The 13,349-nt window shown below is 74.6% G+C and carries 13 protein-coding genes and 1 rRNA gene; 2 read left to right on the forward strand and 12 right to left on the reverse strand.

Going from position 1 to position 13,349, the window contains the following annotated elements:
- The 9 genes from ACI79I_RS18290 to ACI79I_RS18330 form a co-directional block, all read right to left on the reverse strand.
- Positions 1-59: ribosomal RNA gene (locus ACI79I_RS18290) — 16S ribosomal RNA — on the reverse strand; the annotation flags it as partial.
- Positions 60-492: 433 nt separating this feature from the next.
- The gene (gene dapB, locus ACI79I_RS18295; protein ID WP_456993744.1) at positions 493-1,299 is read right to left on the reverse strand and encodes a 4-hydroxy-tetrahydrodipicolinate reductase; all 807 of its coding nucleotides are present in this window, start codon (positions 1,297-1,299) and stop codon (positions 493-495) included.
- A gap of 48 nt (positions 1,300-1,347) precedes the next feature.
- Positions 1,348-1,716, reverse strand: coding sequence for a VanZ family protein (locus tag ACI79I_RS18300; RefSeq protein ID WP_456993745.1), 369 nt, complete (start codon positions 1,714-1,716; stop codon positions 1,348-1,350).
- Complete coding sequence (locus tag ACI79I_RS18305; protein ID WP_456993746.1) at positions 1,716-3,107, reverse strand: M16 family metallopeptidase; 1,392 nt, start codon at positions 3,105-3,107, stop codon at positions 1,716-1,718. Before ACI79I_RS18305 ends, ACI79I_RS18300 begins: the two co-directional genes overlap by 1 nt.
- Positions 3,104-5,383, reverse strand: a complete 2,280-nt coding sequence (locus tag ACI79I_RS18310; RefSeq protein WP_456993747.1) for a polyribonucleotide nucleotidyltransferase — start codon at positions 5,381-5,383, stop codon at positions 3,104-3,106. Before ACI79I_RS18310 ends, ACI79I_RS18305 begins: the two co-directional genes overlap by 4 nt.
- Positions 5,384-5,632: 249 nt before the next feature.
- Entirely contained in the window at positions 5,633-5,902 is a 270-nt protein-coding gene (gene rpsO, locus ACI79I_RS18315) for a 30S ribosomal protein S15 (RefSeq protein ID WP_072920360.1), read from the reverse strand.
- A gap of 184 nt (positions 5,903-6,086) precedes the next feature.
- Entirely contained in the window at positions 6,087-7,064 is a 978-nt protein-coding gene (locus ACI79I_RS18320; protein WP_456993748.1) for a bifunctional riboflavin kinase/FAD synthetase, read from the reverse strand.
- A 4-nt stretch (positions 7,065-7,068) separates the two neighbouring features.
- Positions 7,069-8,208 carry a branched-chain amino acid aminotransferase gene (locus ACI79I_RS18325; RefSeq protein WP_456993749.1) on the reverse strand — a complete coding sequence of 380 codons (1,140 nt, stop codon included), beginning with the start codon at positions 8,206-8,208 and terminating at the stop codon, positions 7,069-7,071.
- Positions 8,209-8,327: 119 nt separating this feature from the next.
- On the reverse strand, positions 8,328-8,666 hold the full coding sequence (locus ACI79I_RS18330) for an antibiotic biosynthesis monooxygenase family protein (protein WP_456993750.1): 339 nt from the start codon (positions 8,664-8,666) through the stop codon (positions 8,328-8,330).
- A gap of 50 nt (positions 8,667-8,716) precedes the next feature.
- Here ACI79I_RS18330 and larB point away from each other — a divergent pair, with 50 nt between their 5' ends.
- A complete protein-coding gene (gene larB, locus ACI79I_RS18335) occupies positions 8,717-9,388 on the forward strand; it encodes a nickel pincer cofactor biosynthesis protein LarB (protein ID WP_456993751.1) in 672 nt (223 codons plus the stop codon).
- Here the strand turns inward: larB and larE are convergent.
- A complete protein-coding gene (gene larE, locus ACI79I_RS18340; RefSeq protein WP_456993752.1) occupies positions 9,379-10,239 on the reverse strand; it encodes an ATP-dependent sacrificial sulfur transferase LarE in 861 nt (286 codons plus the stop codon). The two genes, larB and larE, sit on opposite strands and share 10 nt — an antisense overlap.
- A gap of 31 nt (positions 10,240-10,270) precedes the next feature.
- Between larE and ACI79I_RS18345 the strand changes: the two genes are divergently transcribed.
- Positions 10,271-11,083, forward strand: coding sequence for a hypothetical protein (locus tag ACI79I_RS18345; RefSeq protein WP_456993753.1), 813 nt, complete (start codon positions 10,271-10,273; stop codon positions 11,081-11,083).
- 5 nt (positions 11,084-11,088) lie between these two features.
- On the opposite strand, the gene truB is transcribed toward ACI79I_RS18345, so the two are convergent.
- Positions 11,089-12,003, reverse strand: coding sequence for a tRNA pseudouridine(55) synthase TruB (gene truB / locus ACI79I_RS18350; RefSeq protein WP_456993754.1), 915 nt, complete (start codon positions 12,001-12,003; stop codon positions 11,089-11,091).
- A complete protein-coding gene (locus tag ACI79I_RS18355; RefSeq protein WP_456993755.1) occupies positions 12,000-13,253 on the reverse strand; it encodes an MATE family efflux transporter in 1,254 nt (417 codons plus the stop codon). Before ACI79I_RS18355 ends, truB begins: the two co-directional genes overlap by 4 nt.
- Positions 13,254-13,349 lie beyond the last annotated feature (96 nt).

Here is a 13,349-nt window from a genome sequence, read left to right on the forward strand (position 1 = left end):
TGCATGTGTTAAGCACGCCGCCAGCGTTCGTCCTGAGCCAGGATCAAACTCTCCGTAGATGAATTCGAATCCGGGCGAGAACCGAGAGCTGACACTCTCGATCAATCAACCCAAAGAAACCCACAAAAGGGGTTGTTACTTGGCACTGACTTTCGGCACGCTGTTGAGTTCTCAAGGAGCGGACGCGCAACGACTCAACCCTTCCGGGCCTCGTCCCTGGCGACTTGTCCTACGGTACGCCGTGCACGGCTCGCTGTCACACCCGGGGGTCTGACCGGCGGCTCCCGGGTCTCGGACCCGGTCTCGCTCGGCGCAGAGAGAAAGTTACGCCGCGCGTGGGGCGCCGTCAAACCGGGGTGGCGCTCCGCCAGGCCCTGGGCCCCCTCCGGACGGCCTCTCGATGGGAAAACCGCAGGTCAGCGGCGTACGGGTGCAGCCGGGATGCGAGGCAGGTCACTCTCCGTGACGCCACTTCCGTCCCACGAGCGCCCGTCAGAGGCCCAGCAGACCCTCGATCCCGACCGTGAGACCGGGCCGGCGGCCGATCTCCCGGACGGCGAGCAGCACGCCGGGCATGAAGGACGCCCGGTCGTAGGAGTCGTGGCGGAGGGTCAGGGTCTCCCCCGCTGCGCCCATCAGCACCTCCTGGTGCGCGACCAGGCCGGTGAGGCGGACGGCGTGGACCGGGATGCCCTCGACGTCGGCACCGCGGGCCCCGGGCACGGAGTCGGTCGTGGCGTCCGGAACCGGGGGCAGGCCTGCCGCGCGCCGGGCGGCGGCGACCAGCCGCGCGGTCCGGACGGCGGTGCCCGAGGGGGCGTCGACCTTGTGGGGGTGGTGCAGCTCGACCACCTCCACGGAGGGGAAGAACCGGGCGGCCTCCTGGGCGAACCGCATGAGCAGGACCGCGCCGATGCCGAAGTTGGGCGCGATGACCACGCCGAGGTCGGGCTTGGGCTCCAGCCACTCCGCGACGGTGGCGAGGCGGGCCTCGTCGAAGCCGGTCGTCCCGACGACGCAGTGGATGTCGTTGTCGATGCAGAACCGGATGTTGTCCATGACGACGTCCGGGCGGGTGAAGTCCACGGCGACCTGGGCACCGGTGTTGGCGAGGTCGAACAGCCAGTCCCCCGAGTCGACCATCGCGACCAGCTCGAGGTCGTCGGCGGCGTTGACCGCCTTGACCACCTCGGTGCCCATCCGGCCGCGGGCCCCCAGGACACCGACGGCGAGGCGCGGCGGCTCCCCCTGCGGAGCGGGAGAGGGCTGCCGGTCGGACGTGGGGGTGCTCGTGGTCACCGGGCCAGGCTTCCCGGCGCCGTCCCGGGATGCAAGGCAGCGCCCAGGTCAGGACGCGTGGCGCGGCTCCAGGCGTGCCCAGAGCAGGATGCCCGCGACGACGCCCACGGCGTCGGCCAGCCAGTCGGCCACCGACGCCGAGCGCTCCAGCGGGGAGAGCCCCTGCACGACCTCGCTCCCGGCGGCGTAGAGCAGGAGGAACGCCGTGAGCACCCCGGCCCGCACGCCGGCCCAGCGCCCGCTGAGCGCGAGGGCGGCGAACAGCGCCGCGTGCACGAGCTTGTCGACACCCGGCGGTGCCACGGGGATGTCGTCCCCCGGCGCGAAGAGCACCGCCAGCGACACCAGGACGGTGACGGCGAAGACGCCTCGGGACAGCGCGCCGTGGACGGCGAGCGCGGGGTGCGGCCGGCGCATCAGAGCCGGTCGAGGTCGGACTCGCGGTAGGGGCCGACCACCGCCAGGCAGGTCTCGCGCGCCAGCAGCTCCGCGGCCACCGCGCGCACCTGGCCCTCGTCGACCGCGTCCAGCCGGGAGAGCACCTCCCGGACCGGGAGGTACTCGCCGTAGGACAGCTCGCTCTTGCCGAGCCGGCTCATCCGGGAGCCGGTGTCCTCGAGGCCCAGGACCATCCCGCCCTTGAGCTGGCCACGGCCGCGGGCCACCTCCTCGGGCGTGAGCCCCTCCGCGGCGACCCGCCCGAGCTCCTCGCGCACCAGGCGGAGCACCTCCGGCACCCGCTTGGGCGAGCAGCCGGCGTAGACCGAGAACGACCCCGTGCCCGCGTAGTGCGTGAGGGCCGAGCCGACGCTGTAGACCAGCCCCCGCTTCTCACGGATCTCCTGGAACAGCCGTGAGCTCATCCCGCCGCCCACCGCGGTTTCCATCACCGCCGCCGCGTAGCGCCGCTCGTCGAGTCGGCCGAGGCCGACCGAGCCCAGCAGGAGGTGGGTCTGCTCGGTCTTCCGCCGGATCAGGCCGGTGGGCCGGGCCGGCCGGGTGCCGGCACCCTCGTCCCCGCGGCGCAGTGGCGCCGGCCGGTCGGTCCCGGTCAGCCGTGTCCCGAAGGCCGCCGTCACGAGGTCGAGCACCTGCTCGTGGTCGACCCGGCCCGCGGCGGTGACCACGATCGACGGGACGGCGTAGCGCCGGCGGTACCACCCGTCGACGTCGTCCCGGGTGAGGGCCTCGATCGACTCCACCGTGCCCAGCACCGACCGGCCGAGGGCGGTACCGCCGAACAGCGTCTCGGCGAACAGGTCGTGCACGGCGTCGGAGGGCTCGTCGTCGCGCATGGCGATCTCCTCGAGCACCACCGTGCGCTCGGACTCCAGGTCGGCGGCCGTGTTGAGCGCGTCGGTGACCAGGTCACCGAGCAGCGTGACCGCCAGCGGGAGGTCGCTGGCGAGCACGTTCGCGTAGTAGCAGGTGTGCTCCTTGGCGGTGAAGGCGTTCATCTCGCCGCCGACGGCGTCCATCGCCGTCGCGATCTCCAGGGCGCTGCGGCTGCCGGTGCCCTTGAACAGCAGGTGCTCGAGGAAGTGCGAGGAGCCGGCGACCTCGTCGGTCTCATCGCGCGACCCGACGCCGACCCAGATGCCGACGGTCGCCGACAGCACGCCCGGCATCACCTCGGTGAGCACCCGCAGGCCGCCGGGCAGCTCGGTGCGCTCCACCCGCCCGCCGAACTCGTCCACGTCGAGGACGACGGTCTCCCCCACACCGGCCGGGGCCGGGCCGGGCGTCAGTGCGCCCGTCCCGGCCCCGGTCCCGGTCTGCTCGGTGGTCTGCTCGGTGTCCGTGATCACGCCTCCGCGGGAGCGACGGACTCGGCCACGTCCGCCGGGGCGGTGTCGCCCGAGCCCTCGCCCTCGGCGGCGACCGGCACGAGGCTGATCTTGCCGCGGGCGTCGATGTCGGTGATCTCCACCTGCAGCTTGTCGCCGACGTTCACGACGTCCTCGACCTTGCCGATCCGCTTGCCGCCACCGAGCTTGCTGATGTGGACGAGGCCGTCCTTGCCCGGCAGCAGGGAGACGAAGGCGCCGAACGGCGTGGTCTTGACGACCGTGCCGAGGAAGCGCTCGCCGACCTTGGGCATCTGCGGGTTGGCGATGGCGTTGATCCGGTCCACCGCGGCCTGCGCCGACGGGCCGTCGGAGGCACCGACGTAGATCGTGCCGTCGTCCTCGATGGTGATGTCGGCGCCGGTCTCGTCCTGGATCGCGTTGATCATCTGGCCCTTGGGGCCGATGACCGCGCCGATCTTGTCGACCGGGATGCGCACCGTGGTCACCCGCGGGGCGTACGGGCTCATCTCGTCGGGGCCGTCGATGGCCTCGTTCATCACGTCGAGGATGTGCAGCCGGGCCGCGCGGGCCTGGGTCAGCGCCTGGGCCAGCACGTCGGACGGGATGCCGTTGAGCTTGGTGTCCAGCTGCAGGGCGGTGACGAAGTCGCGCGTGCCGGCGACCTTGAAGTCCATGTCACCGAAGGCGTCCTCGGCACCGAGGATGTCGGTCAGCGCGACGTACTCGGTCTTCCCGTCGACCTCGTCGGAGACCAGGCCCATCGCGATGCCGGCGACCGGCGCCTTGATGGGCACGCCGGCGTTGAGCAGCGCCAGGGTCGAGGCGCAGACCGAGCCCATGGACGTCGAGCCGTTGGAGCCCAGCGCCTCGGACACCTGCCGGATCGCGTAGGGGAACTCCTCGCGGTCGGGCAGCACCGGGACCAGCGCCCGCTCCGCCAGTGCCCCGTGGCCGATCTCCCGGCGCTTGGGTGAACCCACCCGGCCGGTCTCGCCCGTGGAGTACGGCGGGAAGTTGTAGTTGTGCATGTAGCGCTTGCGGGTCACCGGCGAGAGGGTGTCCAGCTGCTGCTCCATGCGGAGCATGTTCAGCGTGGTGATGCCCAGGATCTGGGTCTCGCCGCGCTCGAACAGCGCGGAGCCGTGCACCCGCGGGACGACCTCGACCTCGGCCGAGAGCGGCCGGATGTCGGTCACGCCGCGGCCGTCGATGCGGACCTTGTCGCGCAGGATGCGCTGCCGGACGACCTTCTTGGTCACCGCGCGGAACGCGGCGGACAGCTCCTTCTCCCGGCCCTCGAACTGGCCGGCGAGGGAGGAGAGCACCTCGTCCTTGAGCGCGTCGGTGGCGTCGTTGCGCTCCTGCTTGCCGGCGATGGCCTGGGCCTCGGTCAGCCGGTCGAGGGCGGCGGACTCCACGGCGGCGTAGACGTCGTCCTGGTAGTCGAGGAAGCGCGGGAAGTCGGCGACCGGCTTGGCGGCCTTCTCGGCCAGCGCGCTCTGCGCCTCGCACAGCGCCTTGATGAACGGCTTGGCCGCCTCGAGGCCCTGGGCGACGACCTCCTCGGTCGGGGCGGGGGCGCCGCCGGCGACCAGCTGGATCGTCTTCTCGGTCGCCTCGGCCTCGACCATCATGATCGCGACGTCGCCGTCCGGCAGGACCCGGCCGGCCACCACCATGTCGAAGACGGCGTCCTCGAGTTCGGCGTTGGTGGGGAAGCCCACCCACTGGCCGTTCACCAGGGCGACGCGCGTGCCACCGACCGGGCCGGAGAACGGCAGGCCCGACAGCTGGGTGGACGCCGACGCGCCGTTGATGGCCAGCACGTCGTAGAGGTGGTCGGGGTCCAGGGACAGGACCGTGATGACGACCTGGACCTCGTTGCGCAGGCCCTTGGCGAAGGTCGGGCGCAGCGGCCGGTCGATGAGCCGGCAGGTGAGGATGGCGTCCTCGGAGGGGCGGCCCTCACGACGGAAGAACGAGCCGGGGATGCGCCCGGCGGCGTACATGCGCTCCTCGACGTCGACCGTCAGCGGGAAGAAGTCGAACTGGTCCTTGGGCTGACGGCCGGCCGTGGTGGCCGACAGCAGCATGGTGTCGCCCATGCTGACGACGACCGACCCGGCTGCCTGCTTGGCGAGCCGGCCGGTCTCGAAGGTGATGCTGCGGCTGCCGAAGGTGCCGTTGTCGATGACGGCGGTGGCGGTGGTGACCCCGTCTTCGGGGTCGAACTCGGCAGCGGTGCTGCTGTTCTGGGTGGTGGGTGCGGACACGGTGTCCTCTTCCTACGTCGCATGCGGCGACGTCCTCTTCGTGGCGTCCCGCGCCGAGACTGCGCCCGGGGTGACCGGTCTTCGATCGAAGCCCGCGGGAGGGGTTCCCCTCCGGGGAGGGGGCCATGCCCGGGGGCCACTACCGAGGACCGACCAGCGGCGGGGGCGGCGGCGCAGGGGGCCGGGGACCCGTGGGGCGGGTGCCCCACGAGAGAGGGGACCGTCCCGGTGGGACGGTCCCCTCTGGGGTCAGCGGCGCAGACCGAGCCGCTCGATGAGCGAGCGGTAGCGGTTGATGTCGGTCTTGGCCAGGTAGTTCAGCAGCCGGCGACGACGGCCGACCAGCAGGAGCAGGCCCCGCCGGCTGTGGTGGTCGTGCTTGTGCTGCTTGAGGTGCTCGGTCAGGTCGCTGATCCGGCGGGTCAGCATCGCGACCTGCACCTCGGGCGAGCCGGTGTCCTTCTCGACCGTCGCGTACTCGGTCATGATCTGCTGCTTCGTCGCGCTGTCGAGCGCCATGGACGGCCTCCTGGGCAGGTCGCGTGTGGCCCCCGGTCTGGGTCACGGGGGCAGGGTTCACACACGTCGGGTGTCCCGACGTGCCGTCAAGGTTACACACCGGCGCGGTGCCGCCTCCCGGAGCGGGTGACCCGGGCCGGAGGGCGGTGACGACGGTCGAGCAGCGGTCGTGAGGACCGCGGTGTCACAACCCGAGGACCGCCCGGGTCTCGGCGACGTCCCGGTCCATCGCCGCGACCAGTTCGCCGACGTCGGAGAACGCCAGCATCGGTCGCAGCCGCTGGACGAACTCGACGCCGACGTGCTCGCCGTACAGGTCCCCCTCGAAGTCGAGCAGGTACGCCTCGACGGTGCGGCGGGTGCCCTGGAAGGTCGGGTTGGTGCCCACCGACACGGCCGCCGGCGAGCTGCTCAGCGTCGCTCCGCTGCGGGGGTCGCGGATGACCAGGGAGCCCGCGTACACCCCGTCGGCGGGGACGGCGGTGTACGGCGGGGACTCCACGTTCGCCGTCGGGTAGCCCAGGTCGCGCCCACGCCGGTCACCCCGGACGACGACGCCCTCGACGCGGTGCGGGCGCCCCAGCGCGCGGGCGGCCGAGACCATGTCACCGGCCGCGACGCAGGCGCGGATGTAGGTCGAGGAGATGGTGATCTCGTCGGCGTCCGCGCCGGAACCGGGCGTCATCGTGACGTTGGCCAGCGGCACGCCCTCCACCGTGAAGCCGAACCGCCGTCCCTCCCGCGCGAGGGTGGTGAGGCTGCCGGCCGCCCGGTGGCCGTAGGTGAAGTTCTCCCCCACGACCACCGAGGCGACGTGCAGGTGCTCGACGAGCACGGTGTGCGTGAACGACTCCGGGGACAGGCGCATGAACTCCGGGGTGAACGGCAGCACGCACATGGCGTCCACGCCGAGGTCGGCCACCAGCTCGGCCTTGCGGTCCATCGAGGTGAGGATCGCCGGGTGCGAGCCCGGGCGGATCACCTCCGACGGGTGCGGGTCGAAGGTGAGCAGCAGGCAGGGCCGCCCCATGGCGCGGGCGCGTGCCACCGCGGTGCCGATCAGCAGCTGGTGTCCCCGGTGGACCCCGTCGTACATCCCGATGGTGACCACCGTGCGCCCGAGGTCACCCGGGGTGGCCTCCAGCCCCCGCCATCGGAGCACCGGTTCAGGCGACCCGGTGCAGCCAGCCGTGGGTGTCGGGCACCCGGCCGTGCTGGATGTCGAGGAGGTGCTCGCGCAGCGCCATCGTCACCGGGCCGGGCTTGCCGTCGCCGACGGTGAAGTCGCCGGTGCGCGCCTTCACCTCGCCGACCGGGGTGATGACGGCGGCGGTGCCACACGCGAACGTCTCGGTGACCGTGCCGTCGGCGACGCCGGAGCGCCACTCGTCGACGCTGAACCGGCGCTCGGTGACGCGGTGGCCCCGCTCGCGGGCGACGGTGATGAGCGAGTCGCGGGTGATGCCGGGCAGGAGGGTGCCGGTGAGCTCGGGGGTGACCAGCTCGGCGTCGTCCCCCTCGCCGAGGACGAAGAACAGGTTCATCCCGCCCATCTCCTCGACGTAGCGCTTCTCCACCGCGTCGAGCCACACGACCTGGTCGCAGCCGGCGTCGATCGCCTGCTCCTGCGCCAGCAGGCTGGCGGCGTAGTTGCCGGCGCACTTGACGTCGCCGGTGCCGCCGGGCGCGGCGCGGATGTAGTCCTCGGAGAGGTAGACCGACACCGGGTGGACCCCGCGCGGGAAGTAGGCGCCGGCCGGGCTGGCGATCACCAGGAACAGGTACTCGTGCGCCGGGCGCACACCCAGGAACGGCTCGGTCGCCAGCTGGTACGGGCGCAGGTAGAGCGTCTGGTCGGGGCCGGTGGGCACCCAGTCTCGGTCGCTGTCGACGAGCGCGTCGACGGCGGCGAGGAAGGCCTCCTCCGGGACCGGCGGCATCGCCAGCCGCTTGGCGCCCCGGACGAACCGCGCGGCGTTGGCCTCGGGGCGGAACGTGGCGACGCTGCCGTCGGGCTGGGCGTAGGCCTTGAGCCCCTCGAAGATCGACTGCGCGTAGTGCAGCGCGGCCGTGGCCGGGTCGACCTGCAGCGGGGCGTACGCGGTGAGCCGGGCGTCGTACCAGCCCTGCCCCGCGCGCCAGCGGGCGACGAACATCGAGTCGGTGAAGTACCGGCCGAAGCCGGGGTCGGCGAGGAGCTCGGCGCGCTCGGCCGCCGGGCGCCGCCGCACGTCCTCCACGACCACCGGCACGCCGTCGGTGAACATCCGGGAGGAGGTGCGGCTGTCGGCGAGCGTGTCGGTCATGGCTCCCACCTTGCGGCGTGCAGGGACACAGACGGCGTCCGGCGGCCGCCGGACCCGTCCGCTCACCCTAGCGCCGCCGCCGACGGGGCCGACGACGACCGTCCCCGGCCCCGCCCCGCTCAGACCTGGTGCTCCTGGCCGGCCCTCGGGCCGGCCGACTCGACGACCTCGTAGCTCCACAGGTGGGAGGAGTCGGCGGCGGCCGGCGCGAGCGTGTCGCCGCCGCCGCTGTGGGCGCGGTCGAAGTCCTGGCTGGACTGCCAGGACTCGTAGGCCTCCTGGCTGCTCCAGCGGGTGTAGACCAGGTACTGGTCGGTGCCCTCCTGCGGGCGCAGGAGCTCGAACCACTCGAAGCCCGGGGTGCTCTCCACGGCCCCGGCCCGGCCGCGGAACCGCTCCTCGAAGCGCTCCTGCTTGTCCTTGGGCACGGTGATCGCGTTGATCTTCACGACGCTCATGCGCTCCCCCTTCCCGGCGCGGTGGACGGTCAATCCCCCATGCTGACCGCGTGGAGCAGCGCACCGCCGACCTGGGCTTCGCCCGGCTGGACCTCGACCGGGCCGCCCGGACCGGCACCCCGGAGGTCGTCTACGCCGCGGGCAAGACGCCGGACCAGACGATCGCCTGCCTGGCCGCCCTCCTCGACGGGGGCGCGCCGATGGCGTGGGCGACACGGGTGGACGACGCGACGGCGCGGGCCGTGCGCGAGCGCTGGCCCGACGCCGCCGTCGACACCGTGGCGCGCAGCGTCGTCGTCGGCGAGCTCCCGCCCCCGGTCGGCGAGGTCCTGGTGCTCACCGCCGGCACGTCGGACGGCCCGGTGGCCGCCGAGGTGGCGGCGACGCTGGCCGCCTGCGGGGTGGGCTGCCGCCGCGTCGACGACGTCGGCGTGGCCGGCGTGCACCGCGTGCTGGCCGTGGCGCCCGACCTCGCCGCGGCCGACGCGGTGGTCGTCGTCGCCGGCATGGACGGCGCGCTGCCCAGCGTCGTCGCGGGGCTCACCGACCGGCTGGTGGTCGCGGTGCCCACGTCGGTCGGCTACGGCGCGGCGTTCGAGGGGCTGGCCGCCCTGCTGACGATGCTCACCGCCTGCGCGCCGGGCGTGCTGGTGGTCAACATCGACAACGGTTTCGGCGCCGGGGTGGCCGCCGCCCGGATCGTCCGGTCGGCTCAGCGGTAGCGGACCGGGTCGGGCAGCAGCTCGTTCATCGACCCGGACCGGAACCCGCGGGGGTCGACCTCCACGCGGTCGAAGCCGGTGACCGCGGCGAGGACGTCGGGCCGGGCGGTCAGCGCGGGGACGGCGGCGGCGTCGACCTCGACCCGGGCGACGTCGTCCCCCATGTCGCGGACCCGCAGGTCCCGCACCTCCAGCCCGGCGGCGGCCAGCGCGGCCTGCAGCGCCGCCTCCGCCGACTCCACCCGGGCCAGCCGCTGCGCCGACACCGGCACGCCGTAGGCGATCCGGCTGGCCAGGCAGGCCGCCGCCGGCTTGTCGGCCAGGGGCAGGCCCCAGCGCCGGGCCGCGGCACGGACGTCGTCCTTGGTCAGCCCGGCGCGGGCCAGGGGCGCCCAGGCGCCGCGCTCGGCCGCCGCCCGGATGCCGGGACGGAAACCGGCCCGCAGGTCGTCGGCGTTGGTGCCGGTGACCACGTCGGCGATCCCTAGGCGGGCGGCCAGCGGCACGAGGACGTCGACGAGCTCGGTCTTGCAGAACGCGCAGCGGTCCCCGCTGTTGGCCCGGTACCCCGGGCGCGCCAGCTCGTCGGTGCGGGGCAGCTCGTGGCGCACACCCAGGGCGGCCGCGAAGGCCACCGCCCCCTCCCGCTCGGTGGCCGGCAGGCTGGGCGAGACAGCGGTGGCGGCGACCACGCGCCCGGCGCCGAGAGCCCGCACCGCGGCGGCGAGCAGCGTGCCGGAGTCCACCCCGCCGGAGAAGGCCACCACGACGCCCGGCAGCGGCCGCAGCAGGGCCTCGAGCGCCGCGAGGCGCGCGTCGAGGTCCGCATGCGGTGGGATGGCGCCGGCCATGCAGCCGAGGCTGCCACATCCGGGAGGGGCGATGACCGCACTGGCCCTGCTCGCCGCCGTCGCGGCGATGCTGGCCAACAGCGCGGCGTCCCTCCTCGAGTCCTCGGGCACCCGCCGGGCGGCCGGCGGCACCCCGGTGTGGCGGCAACCCCGGTACCTGGCCGGCCTCGCGATCGACGGCGTGGGCTGGCTGCTGTCGGTGGTCGCGCTGCGGGTGCTGCCGGTGTACGCGGTGCAGTCGGTGCTCGCCGGGACGGTCGCGGTCACGGCCGTCGCCGCGCACGGCGGGGACCCGCGCCGGCTGGGCAGGCGGGAACGCGCCGCGGTGGCCGCGGTGGTCGCCGGCCTGGTGCTGGTCGCCGCCAGCGCGGCACCGGGGCGGCCCGACCGCCTCCCGGCCGCGGCGGTGCCGGTGCTGCTCGCGACCACGGCGGTGCTGGTCGCGGCGCTGCCGGCGCTGCTGCACAGTGGCCGGCCGCTGCTGATGACGACCCTCGCGGGGTGCGCGTACGGCGCCGTGGCCCTGTCGGTGCGGGCGCTGCACGTCGCCTCGTCGGTGTGGGGCTCGGTCCGCGACCTGCTGGCCGAGCCGCTGGCCTACGCCGTCCTCGCGCTGGGCGCCGTCGGGACGGTGCTGCTCGCGCGGGCGATGCGGCACGGCCGGGTGGACACGGTCGTGGGGGTCCTCGCGGTCACCGAGGTGGTCGTGCCCGGGCTGGTGGGTCTGGTGCTGCTGGGCGACCGGGTCCGGCCGGGCTGGGCGCTCGTGCTGGCCGCGGGCTGGGCGCTCACGCTCGCCGGCGTGACCCTGCTCGCCCGGTCACCGGCTGCCGTCCGGCACTGAGCGGGTCAGCCGGGCGGGAAGCCCACGGCGACGCGGGCGGAGCGGCCGGCGTCCTCGACCAGGGCCACCAGCCGGCCCTCGCCGTCCACCGCGGCGTGCAGGCCGGGGCTGCCGGTGGCCGCGATCCGCTGCCCGAACACCAGCGCCCGGGCCTCGTCGGGCGTGAGGCTGCGTTCGGGGAAGACCGCACGGGCGGCCTCGGTCAGGCCCAGCACGCCGGGGCCGCCGCCGGCGACCAGCGCCGCGGCGGCGTCCTCCACCGGAGCCGCCTGCCCGACGTCGAACGGACCGGACGCGGTGCGGCGCAGCGCCGTGAGGTGGCCGCCGACGCCGAGGGCGGCCCCGGCGTCGCGGGCGACCGCCCGGACGTAGGTGCCGGCGGTGCAGACGACGGTCACCTCGACGTCGACCAGGTCGGGGGTGGGCCGGCCGATGCGGTGCACGTCGAGCCGGTGCACGGTCACCGACCGCGGTTCGAGCACCACCTCCTCGCCGGCGCGCACCCGGTCGTAGGCGCGGCGCCCGGCCACCTTGACCGCGCTCACCGAGGAGGGCACCTGCTGCAGCGGGCCGGTCTGCGCGGCCAGGGCGGCGCGGACCGCGGCGTCGTCGAGGTGCGCCGTCGACGTCGTCGTGAGCACCTCGCCCTCGCGGTCGTCGGTCACCGTGACCTGCCCGAGGCGCATCGTCGCCTCGTAGGTCTTGTCGTGCCCGCCGACGTACCCGAGCAGCCGGGTGGCCGCGCCGACGCCCAGCACCAGCAGCCCGGTCGCCATCGGGTCGAGGGTGCCGGCGTGGCCCACCCGGCGGACCGACAGCGCCCGCCGCGCCCGCGCGACCACGTCGTGCGAGGTCATGCCGCCCGGCTTGTCAACCAGCAGCAGGCCGGGCGGGACGTCGGCGTCCTTGCGTCTGCTCACGCCGTCACCGTCTCAGGTGCCTCGAGCCAGCGACTCCCCGCCACCCGGACCAGGACGGCGACCAGGCGCAGGGCGATGAACAGCACGAGCCCGGTCCAGACACCGGCCAGGCCCCAGCCCAGCGGGACCGCGAGCAGCGACAGCGGGATGAAGCCGACCAGGGCCGACCCGATGGTGACCGTGCGCAGGTAGCCGACGTCGCCGGCGCCCATGAGCACGCCGTCGAGGGCGAAGACGACGCCGGCCAGCGGCTGCATGCCGGCGAGGAACCACCAGGCGACGGTGGCCTGCTCCACCACCGCGGGGTCGCCGGTGAACAGGGGCAGCACGACCGGGCGCACGGCGACCAGCAGCGCGGCGACGAGCACCCCGGTGCCCAGGCCCCACGCCGTGACGCGGCGGGCGGTGGCCCGGGCGTCGTCGGGGCTCCGGCGCCCGAGGGCCTGCCCGACGAGGGTCTGCGCGGCGATGGCGTAGGCGTCCAGCACGAGGGCGAGGAAGAGGAACAACTGCAGGGCGACCTGGTGCGCGGCCAGCTCGGCCGTGCCGGCGCGGGCGACGACCCCGGTCGCGATGAGGAAGGCGATCTGCAGGACGGCGGCGCGCAGCAGCAGGTCACGGCCGATGACCATCTGGGCGCGGATGGCCCGCGGGCGGGGGCGCCAGGGCACGCCCTCCCGCAGCAGCGCCCGCACGAACAGCGCGGCCGACAGGGCCTGCCCGGTCACGTTCGCGACCGCCGACCCGGCCAGCCCGAGACCGGCCGGGTGCACCAGCAGCGGGCAGAGCACCAGGCTGGCGAGGCTGCCGGCGAGGACGTAGTACATCGGCCGGCGCAGCTCCTGCACCCCGCGCAGCCAGCCGTTGCCGGCCAGGGACACCAGGAGGAGCGGCGCACCGAGGGAGGCGATGCGCAGCCAGGTCTCCCCCGCCGCGGCGACCGGCCCCGCACTCCCGGCGAGGGCACGGGTCAGCGGGCCGGCCAGCAGCTGGAACAGCGCGAGCACCGCCAGCCCGAGGGCCAGCGCCAGCCAGGTCGCCTGCACGCCCTCGCCGACGGCGCCGGCCCGGTCCCCCGCCCCGGCCCGTCGGGCCGCCCGGGCGGTGGTGCCGTAGGCGAGGAAGTTCAACAGCGCGGCCGCCCACGCCAGCAGGCCGCCGCCGACGGCGAGCCCGCCGAGCGCCACCGTGCCGAGGTTGCCCACGACCGCGGTGTCGACCAGCAGGTAGAGCGGCTCGGCGGCCAGCACCACCAGTGCCGGGGCCGCCAGGGCCAGGACACCGGGACCCCGGTGCCCCGGCGCGGCGGGACCGGGGGCCGAGCTCGCCTGCGCGGGCCCCGCCGT

This window comes from Geodermatophilus sp. SYSU D01105 (genome assembly GCF_054050095.1).